Raw genomic sequence first — 15,975 nt, forward strand, 5'->3', positions numbered from 1 at the left:
CCGCCACAAAGACACTGACTCGATTGACACGCGCCGAGAGCGTCAGCAAATTCGTCCCGCCTCCCGCCACAAAGACACTGACTCGATTGACACGCGCCGAGAGCGTCAGCAAATCCGTCCCGCCTCCCGCCACAAAGACACTGACTCGATTGACACGCGCCGAGAGCGTCAGCAAATCCGTCCCGCCTCCCGCCACAAAGACACTGACTCGATTGGCACGCGCCCGACAGACAACTTCAAGCCAAAGAAGTCGATTCCCGACCGGCGCGAACGGGAGATCCCCAGAGGTCGTCCCCAGGCAGAGGATCGAGCGGAGGCTACCGCACCCGAAGAGGAAAGCGATCTGATTTATGGACGGCATCCTGTCCTCACCGCTTTGGAGAAACATCGCCATCTGAATCGGGTTTGGATACTGCCAAATTTGCGTTACGATTCCCGCTTTCACTCCCTACTGCTGAAAGCCAAGGAACGGGGAACGGTAATCGATGAAGTCAGCCCGCGCCGCCTGGATCAAATCACTCACGGGGTCAATCATCAAGGAGTGGTCGCTCAAGTCGCACCCTACGCTTACACTGAGCTAAGCGACTTAATCGTTCAGGCGAAATCTGTCTCAGAGCAGCCGGTGCTGGTGGTAGCGGATGGCATTACCGATCCCCACAATCTGGGGGCGATTATTCGCACAGCAGAAGCCTTGGGTGCCCAAGGATTGGTGATCCCTCAACGACGGGCAGTGGGAATCACATCCGCCGTGATGAAAGTGGCAGTAGGAGCTTTAGAAAGTTTTGCCGTTGCCAGAGTGGTTAACCTCAGCCGTGCCTTGGAAGAATTGAAAGCGGCTGGCTTTTGGATTTACGGCACCGCCGCAGGCGATGGTCAAATGTTACACACAACTCAATTTACAGGGCCAGTAGTATTAGTGATTGGTTCTGAAGGTGAAGGATTGAATCTCCTGACACAAAAGTGTTGTGACTTCCTAATTTCGATTCCGCTAGAGGGAAACACACCGAGCCTGAATGCCTCAGTCGCCGGGGGAATGGCTCTTTATGAAATTTATCGTCAGCGCTGGTCGAATCGACTCTACTTGAATAATCTCTCAAAAGAGACTTTAAAAAAGAAAGATGACAGAGTATAACAAAATGTAAAGAACATACCTTTTAGAAGACTGCTTTGTATCCCCTAAGATAGGCCAAGAACATGAAGGAATTTTTGATTAACATTCTCCACTTCTTTGGACGGGCTTGGTGGGTTGAGATTGTCACAGACAACCCCCGTTGTACTTACTACTTTGGCCCTTTCATCAGCGCCCAGGAAGCTGATAAAACCAAAGCTGGTTACATCGAAGACCTGGAAGAAGAAGGAGCTAAAGGCATTAAAGCTATGGTAAAGCGCTGTAAGCCAGAGAAGCTAACGATTTACGATGAGTCGGGGGAGCGTTTTGACCGCCAGAGAACAGCCACGTTTTTTAGCGGTCAGCCTTCTTAGGTTTTGAGCCATTTAGCGGGTAAGATCAAATCCCTTTGAATCCCGATCGTTTGGTACCTCATCCCCAACCTCTCTGGGTTAACCAGAGGGGTGGGGTCGGCGGGGATAGATGCTTCTGGAATGCTGAGAATTAATAGGATAGGATACCAAATTTGAACTTGCACTCCCTCTGGTCCGGGCTAAATAGCTTCGGTCAAGAGTGAGGTGACGATGGTATCTAAACTCCATCTGGCGTTACAACTTGTGGATGGCTATCGAGCCAGGAGTCAATGTCCCGCAGTACCAGTTCGGGAATTTCCCAGGGAAATAAATGAGCGGTATTTGGATAGCAGTGCCATTGGCAATCCTTGAGGTGATGAGCCGTTTCTAAACTCGACTCAGGAGTGATGTGGCGATCGCTTGCTCCTGCCAACATCAAACTCGGACATGGGATCTGCTGGAGGTCTGCCAATCGGTTGTAACCAGCTCCTAGAGCAGTGTTAAGTGCCCGTGTTGCCGCCGCTGAGGTTTGCAGGTAAGCTGACATCGCCTCCAAGGCAAGGTAGCGGTAAGCGCCGGGGGTGTGTTGCCCAATCAAGTAGCGATAGAGCGATCGCTTCCCAAATGTCTCAATATTCCACTCCCAGCCAGGCTGTATGCGGTTCACAATCGAAGCCAGCCCCGTGTAAAAATTATCCTGCCAACTGATTGGCGGATGATTCCCACGAGGGCGTGCTGCTGTAGCAATCAAAATCAAACCCGTGACTCGCTCTGGTAGCCTCAGCGCCAACTCCATCGCCAAAATCCCCCCTAGCGACCAACCCAATACCAGGCAACGCTCAATCTGGAAGCGGTCTAGAAGAGCCTCCAAATCGGTCAAATGGTCTTCCATACTAAAATTGCCATTGATGCGACTGTTGCCGTATCCACGGAGGTCAGGGGCAAAAGTTTGGAATTTTTGGGATAAGTGGTTAGTGAAGACAGACATACTGCTGCCTAAACCCGGATGACCGTGTAGACAGAGAATGGGAAATCCTTTTCCCTGGAGGCGAACGCTGAGGTGATGAGATGAGGAGGACGAGTGATGCATGAAGCCTATTTTTTCTCTTTATATCCTCCAGCATAGGTAATCACGCACATCGATTTATATTGTGCATGAGACCCAAAAGCCACTCCGGCGACTCGGAAAGCGGGGTTAAAAATGTTTTTTCTGTGACCGCGATTCGGAACCCCATCATCAATGATTAACTGCATTACGATAGATTGAACAGTGTCAGCGCCATAACTGATATTTTCGGCGGCGGTGGTTTGCCAGGAACCGTAGCGATTGATGCGAGAAAACGGATCGCTGCGATCGCTCCCATTGTGACCTATCTTACCTTTTGGTCCCTGGTCTTTCACATGATCCCTAGCCCCCAGCGACATCCCTTTAGATACACTTAAGGGTGGCAAAGGACGAGTGGATTTCAGGAAGCGAATCGCTTCATCGACGGCTTTCACGCCTTCCTGAGTCTGTAAAAAAACGTTCCCAGACATTCTCACTTGCTTACCTTGGAAGCGTTTTTTCCAATTCTCCAGCACGGCGGCATAGGCGGCGGGATTTTTCCGCGCCTGATTCATTTCAGCAATCACTCCTTGTTCCAGAGGTGAGAGAGTATTTGCCTGCGCCAACAAGGTAGATCCTTCTTGAGAAAAACCAACCGGGACACTATTACCGCTAACATTTGCCAGAGACTGCCGCGCTTGAACGCTCAAAGGAAAGAACGTAGCGAGTAGGACGATGGGGGCAAATGCCCAAAATTGAATTCGACGCATAAGTTACCTTAAGACTCGCTATCGCGAGTTGATAAACTTTCCATATCAGATAAATAGACAGCACCCGACGAGAAAGTTTCCCCATTTTTGACCAACAAGGGATCGCCTAGAATTTCCAGCGTTTGCGCTAACTGAATTTCATTGTGAATCGCGCCACAGCCGATGTCATCGGTGCGATCGCGTACTATTTAACCTTGAAGCAGCGTGAGGGCTAGGTTTTCTGGATCGTCTATCCAGCGGAGTGGATTTTCAATGATGTACTGCTGGATTTGACGAAGCGATCGCTCATTCCGAATAATGTGTTCATAGTAATTGCGCTGCCATAACTTGCCTGTAAATGGCGGCCAAGCCTGCTGGCGGACACCGATTGTATATTGGTGGGTTGTAATAGATTTGAATGCACGCACAATATCCGCCAATGTAGGGGCGGGCCTTGTACCTGCCCCTTCTCCGGTTATGGCATTAGTAGGGGCGGGCCTTGTGCCTGCCCCTTCTCCGGTCATCGCAGGCATTCCGGTCATCGCAGGCATTCCGGTCATCGGACGCATTCCGGTCATCGCAGGCATTCCGGTCATCGCAGGCATTCCGGTCATCGCAGGCATTCCGGTCATCGCAGGCATTCCGGTCATCGCAGGCATTCCGGTCATCGCAGGCATTCCGGTCATCGGATGGGTAGCGACATTGGGATGGGCACCCACAAGGGGTGCCCCTACGGCATTGAAGACATTGGGATGGGCACCCACAAGGGGTGCCCCTACGGCATTGAAGGATTCGAGGGTTGTGTGGCTTGCGGCGGTAATCAGGATAATTCCGTGTATGTGGTTGGGCATGACCACGAAGGCATCCATAACAATTTGGGAAGGGCACCCCCGAAAACGCTGTGGCAATTGTTGCCAGATTGTTTGCAGCATTTGCCCACTCTCATTTAATATCATTTCGCCATTCACAATTTCACCCAATAAACACAGGCGGTGTTGCGTACAAATGGTGACAAAATACGCTCCTGCCTGGGAATAATCGTATTCCTTTAATCGAATAGACCGGCGGTGGTGAAGGTCGGGATTGTATTTCACTACAGATTGTTGGATTCTGAAGCCCAATTACTTCGCAGCAGTGAGTAGATTTTCCATATCTGACAGTTGGATAGGGCCAGAGAAAGTCTCAGTATCGATCAAGAAAAAGGGAGTGCCTGCAAGCCCTAAACTCTCAGCTAGCTTAATATCCTCTCCAATCGCAGCACTAGCGGTAACGCTTGCGCGATCGCGGTTAAATTGCTCTAAATCCAAATTGAGTGTTTGGGCAATCTCCACATACAACTCCTCGCCCAATTTTTCTTGCTTGGCAAATAAAGCGTCATGGTATTCCCAGAATTTGCCTTGCCGATCTGCCGCCCAAGCCGCTTTAGCCGCTGGCATGGCTTCCGGATGAATCGGAGTCAGGGGAAAATGCTTGTATGATAAGGTCACTTCATCCGGATGCTTGGCGATCAGCTGCTTTAGCGTGTCATGAGCTTGGGCACAATAAGGACATTGAAAGTCTGAAAATTCGATTAGCACAACCTTTGACGACTCTGTCCCCGTCGTCGGAGATTCACCAATTACTGCCTTGGGGTTGGTCTTGAACTCCTGCAAAAATGACTGCTGGGCTTGGTTTAGCTGCTGTTGTTGTTGCTGCTGATATGCCTGAACCGACTCCAGAATCACTTCTGGGTGCTGACGAATCACCTGTAAAATTTGCTCTTCCAATCGCGGACTAATTTGGCTAGCGGCTTGCGCTGGAAGTGTCCAACCGAAAAATGTTAGAGACAATAGCAATAGGGTTGCTAGTCTCAATACTTTCTGAGCGAGAAAGCGGATGGGAGCGATCGCCCAAAGTTGAACTCGACGCATAAATTACCTGGCTGATGTTGCTACACAATCCAGTATGCTCGACTTGCGGGATGGCTGAACAACGTCGGGGAAGTGATGTCTTCTATAGAACAACCTTTGGTTCGCCATTTCAGGGTTTGCCAAACTTCCCCGCTAAAATTTCACAATCCCAAAGGATTGCTGAATTAACCATCGCGTCTGACGCACGACCTATACTAAATATCTGGACTTTGAGTCACTAAAGGTAGAAGCAAAGCATGGCATCCATCCGCGAGTTGCACACACAACTCATTAGTAAAGAACGCTCCGCTGTAGAACTCACTCAAGAAGCTTTAGACCGCATTCAGGCACTAGAGCCGAAATTGCATAGTTTTTTGAGCGTAACAGCAGAGAGAGCATTAGAACAGGCTCATGCTGTGGATGCCAAAATCGCTGCTGGTGAAGAAATTGGGCTGCTGGCTGGCATTCCCATTGGCATCAAGGACAATCTGTGTACCCAGGGGATTCGCACCACTTGCGGTTCCAAGATTTTGGAAAATTTTGTCCCCTCCTACGAGTCAACCGTGACCCAAAAACTGGCAGATGCTGGTGCGGTGATGGTGGGCAAAACGAATATGGATGAGTTTGCGATGGGCAGTTCTACGGAAAGCTCTGCCTATCAAGTGACTGCCAACCCTTGGGATTTACAGCGGGTGCCTGGAGGGTCATCTGGCGGTTCGGCGGCGGCGGTGGCGGCAAGAGAGTGTGTAGTTGCCCTCGGTTCCGATACGGGGGGGTCTATCCGTCAGCCAGCTTCTTTCTGCGGCGTTGTGGGGTTAAAACCGACTTATGGGCTGGTTTCCCGTTTTGGTCTGGTGGCTTATGGGTCTTCTTTAGATCAAATTGGGCCATTTGCTCGGACAGTAGAAGATGCGGCAATTTTACTGGGAGCGATCGCGGGTTACGATCCCAAAGACTCCACCAGTCTCGACGTTAAAATCCCAAACTACGCCAAATCCTTGAGACCTGACCTTAGACCCAGAGGTCAGTTGAGAGTAGGTTTTATTAAAGAAACTTTTGGCGAAGGTGTAGACTCCTGCGTATGGCAGGCAGTCACAAAAGCGATTGAGCAGCTGCAAAACTTGGGAGCCGAAATTCAAGAAATTTCCTGTCCCCGCTTCCGCTACGGTTTGCCCACCTATTACATCATTGCTCCTTCCGAGGCATCCGCCAATCTCGCCCGTTACGACGGCGTGAAGTATGGCTTCCGGACGCCTGACGCGGATAATCTCTTGTCAATGTATACTCAGACTCGCTCCGCCGGTTTTGGTACCGAAGTCAAGCGGCGGATCATGTTAGGCACTTATGCTCTCTCGGCGGGATATTACGACGCCTATTATCTCAAAGCGCAAAAAGTCCGCACTTTGATTAAACAAGACTTCCAGCGGGCTTTTGAAAGAGTTGATATTTTAGTGTCTCCCACTGCTCCCACCACCGCATTTAAAGCCGGGGAAAAAACAGAAGATCCCTTGAGTATGTATTTAACTGACCTGATGACGATTCCTTTAAATCTCGCAGGTCTGCCTGGATTGAGTTTACCTTGTGGATTCGATGACCAGGGATTACCGATTGGCATCCAGATGATGAGTAATGTGTTGCGAGAAGATTTGCTGTTGCAAGTTGCTTATGCCTATGAGCAAGCAACCGACTGGCATCTACGCGCCCCAAAACTCTAGATAGGTAACGGGTAATCGGTCATGGTTTATTCGCATTACTGATTACCCATTTCCCATTCCTTATTAGCGATTACCAAATATGTCTTTTGTTGGTTTGCACGTTCACAGTGATTACAGTTTGCTGGATGGTGCCAGTCAGTTACCGGAACTGGTGGATCAAGCATTGAAATTGGGGATGCCAGCGATCGCTCTCACGGATCACGGCGTCATGTATGGCGCGATTGAGCTAATTAAAGTTTGTCGCGGCAAAACGATTAAGCCGATTATTGGCAATGAAATGTATGTCGTTAATGGTGATATTGAAGAACAAAAGCGCGGCAGAAAAAAATATCACCAAGTTGTTTTAGCTAAAAATACTAAAGGCTATAAAAACCTAGTCAAATTAACAACAATTTCCCATCTCAAAGGTTATCAGGGAAAAGGAATCTTTGCTCGTCCTTGTATCAACAAAGAATTATTAGCTGAATACCACGAAGGTTTAATTGTTACCAGTGCTTGTTTGGGCGGTGAAATTCCCCAAGCAATTCTTCAGCGCCGACCAGATGTTGCTCGTCGAACTGCCCAGTGGTATAAAGATGTTTTCGGTGAAGATTTTTATTTAGAAATTCAAGACCACGGTTCCCAAGAAGACCGCATTGTTAACGTTGAAATTGTAAAAATTGCGCGGGAACTAGACATTAAACTTGTTGCTACAAATGATTCCCATTTTATTTCCTGCAACGATGTTGAAGCTCACGACGCATTGTTATGTATTCAGACAGGAAAACTGATTTCTGAAGATAATCGGATGCGCTACAGCGGCACTGAATATCTTAAGTCCGCTGATGAAATGAAATACCTGTTTCGAGATCATCTACCGGAAGAGGTAATTGAGGAAGCGATCGCAAATACCCTAGAAGTTGCAGACAAAGTTCAACCTTACAACATCCTTGGTGAGCCTCGCCTTCCCGACTATCCCATCCCAGCCGACTACACCGCCGATACCTTTCTCGAAGATGTTACCTGGAAAGGGCTTTTAGCACGGTTTGGTTATCGTTCTCGTGCTGAAGTCGATCCCATCTACAAAGAGCGGCTGGAATATGAGTTGAAAATGATGCAACAGATGGGATTTTCAACTTACTTTTTAGTCGTTTGGGACTATATCAAATATGCCAGAGATAATCACATTCCAGTAGGACCTGGACGCGGTTCTGCGGCAGGTTCTCTAGTTGCTTATGCCTTGAAAATTACTAACATCGATCCAGTCCATCATGGGTTACTATTCGAGCGATTTTTGAATCCCGAACGGAAATCCATGCCGGATATTGATACGGATTTCTGCATTGAACAACGGGACAAAGTAATTGAATATGTCACCCAAAAGTATGGCGCGGATAGGGTAGCGCAAATTATTACCTTTAACCGCCTCACTTCTAAAGCTGTTTTGAAAGATGTCGCCAGAGTGCTGAATGTTCCTTATGGGGATGCAGACAAAATGGCAAAACTTATCCCAGTGGTGCGAGGTAAGCCAACAAAACTCAAGGTGATGATTTCTGATGATACCCCCGCACCAGAGTTTAAAGAAAAATACAATAATGACCCTATCGTTCGCCATTGGATTGATATGGCGATGCGAATTGAAGGAACTAACAAAACTTTTGGGGTACACGCCGCCGGAGTCGTGATTTCAGCAGAACCTTTAGATCAAATTGTGCCGCTGCAACGAAATAATGACGGCTCAGTAATTACCCAGTATTTTATGGAAGACTTAGAATCACTGGGATTATTGAAAATGGATTTTCTGGGTTTAAGAAACCTAACCATGATCCAGAAAAGCATCGATTTAATTAAGCAAAATAAAAATATTACTCTCGATCCCGATCAACTCCCCCTTGATGAAAGAAAAGCTCAGAAAATTTTAGCTAAAAGTGAAGTAAAAAAATTACCTCCAGATATTAAAAAGACTTACGAAGTATTAGAAAAAGGTGAATTAGAAGGCATCTTTCAATTAGAATCTTCCGGGATGCGTCAGATTGTGCGCGACCTAAAGCCTTCCAGCATCGAAGATATTTCCTCAATTCTCGCTCTCTATCGACCGGGGCCATTAGATGCAGGTCTGATTCCCCTGTTTATTAACCGCAAGCATGGTAGAGAAGAAATAAAATATGTCGATCCTTTATTAGAGCCAATTCTGCAAGAAACATATGCGGTTCTTGTTTATCAAGAACAAATCATGAAAATGGCTCAGGATTTAGCAGGATATTCTCTAGGTCAAGCCGACTTATTGAGAAGATCGATGGGCAAAAAAAAGGTTTCGGAAATGCAAAAGCATCGAGAAGCCTTTATTGATGGAGCTGCTAAAAATGGGGTAAAGGAAAAGATTGCTGAAGATTTATTCGAGCAGATGGTTAAATTTGCAGAATATTGCTTCAATAAATCCCATTCAACTGCTTATGCTTATGTAACTTATCAAACGGCATATTTAAAGGCAAATTATCCAGTTGAATACATGGCGGCGCTGCTGACTTCTAATAGTGGCGACCAGGATAAAGTGCAAAGATATATTACCACTTGTTTGAGTATGAATATTCAAGTGGAGCCGCCGGATGTTAATCGATCGGGGGTTGATTTTACACCGCTGCAAAACAGTATTTTGTTCGGACTGTCGGCAGTCCGAAATGTGGGAGAAGGAGCAATTCGGTGTCTTTTGGCAGCACGGGAAACCGGGGGAAATTTTAAGTCTTTGGCTGATTTGTGCGATCGCGTGGATCTTCGCACGGTTAACAGCCGCGCCTTAGAAGCTCTGATCAAATGCGGTGCTTTTGATACCCTCGAACCCAACCGACAGCAATTAAGCAAAGACCTTGAGCTAGTTCTAACTTGGGGGCAAAACCGCGCCAAAGACCGAGCCAGCGGTCAGGGAAATCTCTTTGACTTTGGAAGCAAGACAACAGAAAGTAGCTTTGAATCTGCTCCCAAGGCTTCAGCCGTCCCTGATTTTTCTCAACAGGAAAAGTTACATTTTGAGAAAGAACTGCTAGGCTTCTACGTCTCTGACCATCCCCTCAAATCCGTGCGGAAATCCGCTCAAATTCTCGCTCCGATTAATCTTAGCGAACTAGGCGATCAGCGGGAGGATACGACTCTTAGCGCCATTGTGATAGTCAGCGGGATCAAACCCGTAGTCACCAAAAAGGGCGATCGCATGGCAATCTTGCAAATAGAAGACTTGACGGGTCAATCTGAAGCCGTCGTCTTTCCGAAAACTTACGAACGCATTCACTTACATCTGGTCGTGGATAATCGCCTGATTATTTGGGGAAAAGTAGACAGGCGAGACGATCAAACTCAACTGATCGTTGAGGATACAGAACCCATTGAACAAGTGCGGATGGTGATTTTGGAACTGACACCTCATCAAGCGGGTGACATTGCGGAACAGCATCGCCTGATGACCAATCTCCAGGAACACTCAGGGGACAAAGACAAAGCAAAAGTCCCGGTGATTGCAACGGTGAAAGGAGGACAGCGGCACTTAACAGTTCGCCTCGGTCGTCAATTCTGGGTGCAAGACCACAGCACGGCTGTTGAGGCGCTCAATTCGGCTGGATTTCCGGCTCGCGTCCAGCCTCTGATTACTGTTTGAGATGTTTATCGATGGCGGTGCCTTCCAAGACAGCCATCCCCAAGGCGCTAGCTCTGAGGAGGCTTTTTGGGAGTTGGAGATCCCAGAAACTGACTTTTTAGCTCCTCCAATTCCAGATCGACTTGACTTTTAGATTTAGCAGGATTTGGAGATGGAGGTTGTGAGGAAGCCGATTTTTGATTTTCGTTTTTGGCGGTGCCACCACCCATTATTTCGGCTTTTAAAGCCTCTAATTCAACATCAATTTGGCTTTTGGATGGGGTAGCGGGCGTGTTGGTAACGGTTGGTGTCACCGGCGATGATTTTATTACAAGAGGCTTGGCAGGTGTCGTCGGTGTCTGAGAGATTACCGTCGCTACTTGAACTGACGGAGGATTCAGGTCTTTAAGGACTTCTTCTGCTGATTGATAGCGCCGACTGGGAGCAGTTTGCAGCATTTTGTCCAGAATTTTGCCAAGAGAATCGCTAACTTTAGATGTTAAATATTGCCGCCAAATCCAAGCGTCTTCGTTAATATCGTACAAGTCAAACGGAGAGCGCTGAGTTAATAGATGAATGCAGGTAACGCCTAAACTATAAATATCGCTAGCAAAAGAAGCTCTGCCTCTGGCTTGCTCTGGTGCCACATATTCAGGGCTACCAATGCTGGTTCCTGTCTGGTTGAGGGCGTTAGCGGTGGCAACTTTAGAAGCGCCGAAATCGACCAGAACGAGCTTGCGATCGCGACTTCTGCGAATAATATTTTCTGGCTTAATATCTCGATGAATCACTTGTTGGCTGTGAACAAATTGCAGCACTGACAATAAATCATTCAGCAACTGACAAATCTGAGATTCGCTAAAAGCACCCACCTGTGCCAATTCTTGGGCTAAGTTTTGTCCATCGATAAATTCTTGTACCAAATACTGGCGGTCATCTTGAGTAAAATATGCCAGTAATTCGGGAATCTGGGGATGTTTACCCAGTTCATCCAGCCGCATCGCTTCTTGGTTAAATAACTCAACTGCCTTTTTAACCGTGCTGGTGCCTTGGGCTTGCGGGTAAAACTGCTTGATTACGCAGCGCGGTTTAGAAGGTTTGTCTTCATCCACTGCCAAAAAAGTTCTCCCAAAACCGCCTTGCCCAATCGGTTTGATGGCACGGTAGCGGTCTTTGAGCAGCAACTTAGTGCCACAAGTCAGGCAAAATTTTGTATCAGAGGGATTTTGAGGGTTTGGGCAAGCTGGATTGAGGCAATAGCTCATAATGGGAAGCGCTGCAACTGACTAAATCTATGTTGACACTCCTAGAGCTAAAGCCCGATCTTTTTACGAGCTTTTTCCAGAAATTGACGCTTTTGGGCCTGGAAGTCTTCTTGCCAATCTAAAATCCCAAATCTAAAACCTGACATTTACGGCGTCTCTTCTGAATCTTCTGGCAAATCGGTATCAGGCCACAACAAGCGGACGGCAATCAAGGCAAACCCAATGGCTGCGATCGCTTTGAGTAACCGCGCGGGCAACAGCACCGCCACGCCTTCCCCGGCAATGACTCCCAGGAAGCTAGCCAGCAGCAGTGCGGCGATCGTTCCGAAAAACACAGCGCGGGGAGATTTAGAACTGCCACTGAGCGCGATCGCTGCCAATTGGCTCTTATCTCCAATCTCCGCCAAAAATACCGTGATGAAACTAATTCCTAAAAGATGCCAATCCATAGTTAAAGGTTAGAAAAGTTAAAAGTTGAAGGTTTTTAATCGCTGACAGGTTGAACTTTCAACTTGCCAACCTTGCACCTTAAAAATGCACGACATCCCACAGCAGCATCACCGAAACGAAGAGTAAACAAGCTCCCGCTGCCGTGTCCAGGGTTTTAGGAGACAGCCTAGTTGCCAGCCAGCGCCCCAATAATACACCCACCAAGCTTGTGGCGATCAGTGCCATTGCCGCACCCGTAAACACCAACCACGGCGACTGAGATTCTGCACTCATCAGCAGCGTTGCCACCTGAGTTTTATCTCCCATTTCTGCCAAAAAGATCGTCAAGAACGTGGAGCTAAAGACTGTCCAAGGCACCCGCTGGAAAATCTTCACTTTTGGCTTTTGAGATTGAGAATGACTAATCTTTGAAGAGGGTAAAGATGGCGCTGGTTCAACGTCAGGTACCTGGGCGCTAGGACGCTCTAAGGTAGGCAGGCTAGGAGGCAGTGCAGAAAGTTTCACTATTGAGTTAGGCTCAACGCTAGCTAATTTTCATATTCTTTTCATTTTCTCAGAAAATGTCGCAAATATCAACCTTTGGTTGCTTGCCGAGGATTTAAATTTTCAATCTGTGTCAAAAGCCAACTTCCTGGTTAAAGCGGATCATTTCTAAAGAGCGATCGCCATAAACTCCTTCAATCTGTTCGCGGCAACACTCAACCGCAAAATCGTTCAGTTCCTCTGGCTCAATGGCGTACAATTCCTCAAAAACATCTGCCTGCACCCGACAAAAGCGAGGACGATCTTGATAAATCTGACATTCTCGCGTATCACGATCGAAATTCACGCACCATCCCCCTTCACCTACCATGCTCAGATATAGCTGTAACTCCTCCGGAGCGAGATATTTATCTAAATCGGGGCGATCTGCTGGATCAAGATGACAGCAGGCTCCACATTGCTTAACACAGCGCCAAGTCGGCATTGTTCAAAACCATCTTTCAAAAAGTTCTCGTCTCTTCAGTTTAGACGCGATAAACCGCGCCTTGGAGCGAGGTTTTTCCTTGCCATCTGCAAGCAACGACTTCCTGAGGGTTTTTTGTCATTGTTTATACTTTTGTGAAGTTCTTTAAATAAAAGACGCGATCGCTGGATAAAATTAGATGGCAAAATTTGCCAATAAGCCATTCAAATCAACACGTTTAACTACTCTTAGACAGGCAGGACAAATGGAGATTTTCAGCGACTTGTTCAGCGGTTTAGGCGGCATCAACTGGGAAGTCATTGCTCAGCTAACCTTGGTGGCGCTAATTATGCTTGCTGGCCCAGCAGTCATCTTCGTGCTGGCATTTCGAGGCGGCGACCTCTAGAATCCCGGTATTTTGACACATTGAATTTTTAACGCAAAGTAACGCAAATGATAGCGCAGAGTAACGCAGAGGATGAGCAGATAGCTTTGCGTACCGAGAGCGAATCCCTTGGCGTTACTTTGCGTTAAAAAATCTTATCCCGCTTTCTCAGAAAAGTTAGGTATTTTTTCCCGGTATATCCAACGCTTGCATAGCCGCCTTAATCAATGGATAAAACGGAGGTTTCGTCACATCAACCTGTTTGGCGTCTTCCCGCGTGATTCCTAATAAACCACTTCTGTGTCCTTGCTGAATCGCCAGAACTTTGCCTTCGGGATTTCTAATTCTTAACTCTTTCAAAGACTCGGAAAGGCTACAGGTATAGCGACGCTGGTTGTAGTGAAATTCGGCTTTCAGACTTGGGGCGAAGGGCAATTGATGAAGTTCCCCTGTGGAACGTCGCAGACCGACTAACTCCAGTTGGATCGTAGTGTTGCCATTCCAGGTATTTTGTCGCAGTTTGTAGGCGATATCGACCCGCGACGGTAAAGGGTAATAATTGCCCCATCGCCAAGCGATCGCTTCGATTTTCCGAACCTGATTCCCGTTATCCCCTATATCTTGCAAGATTTTCAATTTGACGTGACCTTTTCCCACAATTTTTTGCTCAACCACGCGGACATTCGGGGTCCAGAAAACGGGATCGGCGTTTTCAATCCCGCAGGGGTGGAGGGCATCAATCTGTTGGTACAGATCGAGATTAATATCGTTGAGGTTAGCCTGAACGTCAATTTTGAGTAGCGGCTTTAGGTGCTGGGGTTCCAGGCACTGATGAGCAAAAAGGCTAAGACGCGATCGCAATGCTGGCAGATTTTCGGCTGGCATAGAAAATCCCCCCGCCGCCTTATGTCCGCCAAATTTCCCCAGCAAATCCTGACAAAACTGTAAAGCTTCAAATACGTGAAATTCCGGAATTCCCCGCGCCGAACCCCGGATGTGATGGTCATCTTCATAAGTTCCGATAAACACTGGCACGCCGTAGCGTTCCACCAAGCGCGAGGCAACAATTCCAATCACGCCATGATGCCATCCCGGTTGAACCAGCACCAATACCCGTTCTTGCTGGAAGTCAATAGACTTATCTGGAAATTGGGGTAAAACGTCACTGGCGGGATCTAAATTTTTATTCGGGGTTGCAATAATCTGGGTTTCTTCACACCAAGTAACGGCATCTCGTTCAATCTCTTCACAGAGTTGCTGTCGGTGTTGGTTAATTTGTTCGCACTGCATCGCCCGTTCTAGTGCGATTCCCATATCATCTGTTATCAGCAATTCAATCACTGTTTGCGGGTCGGCAATCCGCCCCACGGCGTTAATTCTTGGCCCCAAGCGAAACCCAATATCCTCTGGCTTTAAGGATTTTGAATTTGGGATTTTAGATTTGGGATTTTCTGGTTCGCCCTTCTCTGTGCCTTGTGGTACACCCGCTATCTGAATCAGCGCCTGAACTCCCGCCAGTTGAGAATTCGGTAATTGTTGCAAACCCCGCTTCACCCAGCGGCGGTTCACCCCTGTTAACGGTGCTAAATCGGCAATGGTTCCTAGGGTAAATAGTTCTAATAGCGGCTTCACCAATCCCTTAGTTTGCCCCATCTGTTGGGCGAGGGTGACAGCCAAGATATAAGCGACGCCGACGCCAGCCACCCCGCGATAAGGCGAGGATTCTCGAATTAGCTTGGGATTGAGAATGGCATCCGCTGGAGGCAGTTTTTCGGGAATATCGTGATGATCGGTGACAATGACTTTTACACCCAGCTGCTGCGCCCGATCGATCGGTTCAAAAGCAGAAATGCCGTTGTCTACCGTTAAAATCAGCCAAACGCCTTCCCGGTGAAATTCTTCGACAATTCGGCGATTAATTCCGTAGCCTTCACTCATACGGCTGGGAATGGCATAATCCACCTGTGCCCCTAACCACCGCAGTGCCCGGAGTAATAGCGCGGTGCTGGTCATGCCATCCGCATCATAGTCTCCGCAGATAGCAATTTTTTGGTGGGATGCGATCGCTTCTTTCAACAACTCCACACTGATTGCTAGGTCGGGAAATTCCTCCAACGGTGAGGGCAAAACCTGAGATTCTGGATCTAGGAATGCTTGCGCCTCCTCCGGCGTCTCAATGCCTCGGTTAATCAGTACCTGACTCAACAGCGGTGAAAGACCCGTCGTTTCAGCTAACTGTTGGGCTTCGTCTCGTACTGGGAATATCTGCCACCGATGATTGGGCAATCGGGGAGGACGAGGGGATGATTCTGAATGAGGACGATCTTGCACGGGCGTTGTATTTCCAGCAGTCTGGCTCAGCAGATCCTATCATTTCGCTCCGAGATCGAGATTGATATCTTGGCTCGGTCTAATCACGACAATAATAGGAATTTTCTGACAATAAGAAAATTATTCCCAGTACAG

At 47.8% G+C, this 15,975-nt stretch carries 15 protein-coding genes; 5 read left to right on the forward strand and 10 right to left on the reverse strand.

From position 1 onward, the window contains the following. The first annotated feature begins 112 nt into the window (after positions 1-112). Entirely contained in the window at positions 113-1,132 is a 1,020-nt protein-coding gene (gene rlmB, locus ACFW2W_RS22790) for a 23S rRNA (guanosine(2251)-2'-O)-methyltransferase RlmB (RefSeq protein WP_378184043.1), read from the forward strand. A 62-nt stretch (positions 1,133-1,194) separates the two neighbouring features. Further along, on the forward strand, positions 1,195-1,482 hold the full coding sequence (locus ACFW2W_RS22795) for a DUF1816 domain-containing protein (protein ID WP_378183706.1): 288 nt from the start codon (positions 1,195-1,197) through the stop codon (positions 1,480-1,482). On the opposite strand, the gene ACFW2W_RS22800 is transcribed toward ACFW2W_RS22795, so the two are convergent. The 5 genes from ACFW2W_RS22800 to ACFW2W_RS22820 form a co-directional block, all read right to left on the reverse strand. Beyond that, positions 1,479-1,646, reverse strand: coding sequence for a hypothetical protein (locus ACFW2W_RS22800; RefSeq protein WP_378183709.1), 168 nt, complete (start codon positions 1,644-1,646; stop codon positions 1,479-1,481). The two genes, ACFW2W_RS22795 and ACFW2W_RS22800, sit on opposite strands and share 4 nt — an antisense overlap. Before the next feature lie 53 nt (positions 1,647-1,699). Beyond that, positions 1,700-2,551, reverse strand: a complete 852-nt coding sequence (locus ACFW2W_RS22805; protein WP_378183712.1) for an alpha/beta fold hydrolase — start codon at positions 2,549-2,551, stop codon at positions 1,700-1,702. A 5-nt stretch (positions 2,552-2,556) separates the two neighbouring features. Further along, positions 2,557-3,276 carry a CAP domain-containing protein gene (locus ACFW2W_RS22810; RefSeq protein ID WP_378183715.1) on the reverse strand — a complete coding sequence of 240 codons (720 nt, stop codon included), beginning with the start codon at positions 3,274-3,276 and terminating at the stop codon, positions 2,557-2,559. 188 nt (positions 3,277-3,464) lie between these two features. Then, positions 3,465-4,349 (reverse strand): transposase, encoded by an 885-nt coding sequence (locus ACFW2W_RS22815; protein ID WP_378183718.1) that lies wholly within the window; start codon positions 4,347-4,349, stop codon positions 3,465-3,467. Between the two features lie 27 nt (positions 4,350-4,376). Continuing rightward, positions 4,377-5,165, reverse strand: a complete 789-nt coding sequence (locus ACFW2W_RS22820; protein ID WP_378183721.1) for a DsbA family protein — start codon at positions 5,163-5,165, stop codon at positions 4,377-4,379. Between the two features lie 236 nt (positions 5,166-5,401). Here ACFW2W_RS22820 and gatA point away from each other — a divergent pair, with 236 nt between their 5' ends. Then, positions 5,402-6,859 (forward strand): Asp-tRNA(Asn)/Glu-tRNA(Gln) amidotransferase subunit GatA, encoded by a 1,458-nt coding sequence (gene gatA / locus ACFW2W_RS22825; RefSeq protein ID WP_378183724.1) that lies wholly within the window; start codon positions 5,402-5,404, stop codon positions 6,857-6,859. A gap of 79 nt (positions 6,860-6,938) precedes the next feature. Next, a complete protein-coding gene (locus ACFW2W_RS22830) occupies positions 6,939-10,484 on the forward strand; it encodes a DNA polymerase III subunit alpha (RefSeq protein ID WP_378183727.1) in 3,546 nt (1,181 codons plus the stop codon). Between the two features lie 47 nt (positions 10,485-10,531). On the opposite strand, the gene ACFW2W_RS22835 is transcribed toward ACFW2W_RS22830, so the two are convergent. The 4 genes from ACFW2W_RS22835 to ACFW2W_RS22850 all read right to left on the reverse strand — a co-directional run bounded on the left by ACFW2W_RS22835 (position 10,532) and on the right by ACFW2W_RS22850 (position 13,145). Further along, complete coding sequence (locus ACFW2W_RS22835; RefSeq protein ID WP_378183730.1) at positions 10,532-11,728, reverse strand: protein kinase; 1,197 nt, start codon at positions 11,726-11,728, stop codon at positions 10,532-10,534. A 146-nt stretch (positions 11,729-11,874) separates the two neighbouring features. Further along, positions 11,875-12,177 (reverse strand): TMEM165/GDT1 family protein, encoded by a 303-nt coding sequence (locus ACFW2W_RS22840; protein WP_378183733.1) that lies wholly within the window; start codon positions 12,175-12,177, stop codon positions 11,875-11,877. Positions 12,178-12,256: 79 nt separating this feature from the next. After that, the gene (locus tag ACFW2W_RS22845; protein WP_378184045.1) at positions 12,257-12,583 is read right to left on the reverse strand and encodes a TMEM165/GDT1 family protein; all 327 of its coding nucleotides are present in this window, start codon (positions 12,581-12,583) and stop codon (positions 12,257-12,259) included. Between the two features lie 211 nt (positions 12,584-12,794). Then, positions 12,795-13,145, reverse strand: coding sequence for a YkgJ family cysteine cluster protein (locus ACFW2W_RS22850; RefSeq protein ID WP_378183736.1), 351 nt, complete (start codon positions 13,143-13,145; stop codon positions 12,795-12,797). A gap of 244 nt (positions 13,146-13,389) precedes the next feature. Between ACFW2W_RS22850 and psb30 the strand changes: the two genes are divergently transcribed. Next, positions 13,390-13,530 (forward strand): photosystem II reaction center protein Ycf12/Psb30, encoded by a 141-nt coding sequence (psb30, locus tag ACFW2W_RS22855; RefSeq protein WP_378183739.1) that lies wholly within the window; start codon positions 13,390-13,392, stop codon positions 13,528-13,530. Positions 13,531-13,686: 156 nt separating this feature from the next. Here the strand turns inward: psb30 and recJ are convergent, their stop codons facing one another. Next, positions 13,687-15,840 carry a single-stranded-DNA-specific exonuclease RecJ gene (recJ, locus tag ACFW2W_RS22860; protein ID WP_378183742.1) on the reverse strand — a complete coding sequence of 718 codons (2,154 nt, stop codon included), beginning with the start codon at positions 15,838-15,840 and terminating at the stop codon, positions 13,687-13,689. Between the last annotated feature and the right edge of the window lie 135 nt (positions 15,841-15,975).

It is taken from the genome of Coleofasciculus sp. H7-2, assembly GCF_042747725.1.
GTDB lineage: Bacteria > Cyanobacteriota > Cyanobacteriia > Cyanobacteriales > FACHB-T130 > FACHB-T130.

Bases quoted from the DNA above. Each gene is read 5' to 3' on its own strand.
- ACFW2W_RS22850 (WP_378183736.1), bottom strand. From the start codon at position 13,145: ATGCCGACTTGGCGCTGTGTTAAGCAATGTGGAGCCTGCTGTCATCTT.
- ACFW2W_RS22810 (WP_378183715.1), bottom strand. From the start codon at position 3,276: ATGCGTCGAATTCAATTTTGGGCATTTGCCCCCATCGTCCTACTCGCT.
- ACFW2W_RS22805 (WP_378183712.1), bottom strand. From the start codon at position 2,551: ATGCATCACTCGTCCTCCTCATCTCATCACCTCAGCGTTCGCCTCCAG.
- ACFW2W_RS22820 (WP_378183721.1), bottom strand. From the start codon at position 5,165: ATGCGTCGAGTTCAACTTTGGGCGATCGCTCCCATCCGCTTTCTCGCT.
- psb30 (WP_378183739.1), top strand. From the start codon at position 13,390: ATGGAGATTTTCAGCGACTTGTTCAGCGGTTTAGGCGGCATCAACTGG.
- gatA (WP_378183724.1), top strand. From the start codon at position 5,402: ATGGCATCCATCCGCGAGTTGCACACACAACTCATTAGTAAAGAACGC.
- ACFW2W_RS22835 (WP_378183730.1), bottom strand. From the start codon at position 11,728: ATGAGCTATTGCCTCAATCCAGCTTGCCCAAACCCTCAAAATCCCTCT.
- ACFW2W_RS22830 (WP_378183727.1), top strand. From the start codon at position 6,939: ATGTCTTTTGTTGGTTTGCACGTTCACAGTGATTACAGTTTGCTGGAT.
- ACFW2W_RS22840 (WP_378183733.1), bottom strand. From the start codon at position 12,177: ATGGATTGGCATCTTTTAGGAATTAGTTTCATCACGGTATTTTTGGCG.
- ACFW2W_RS22795 (WP_378183706.1), top strand. From the start codon at position 1,195: ATGAAGGAATTTTTGATTAACATTCTCCACTTCTTTGGACGGGCTTGG.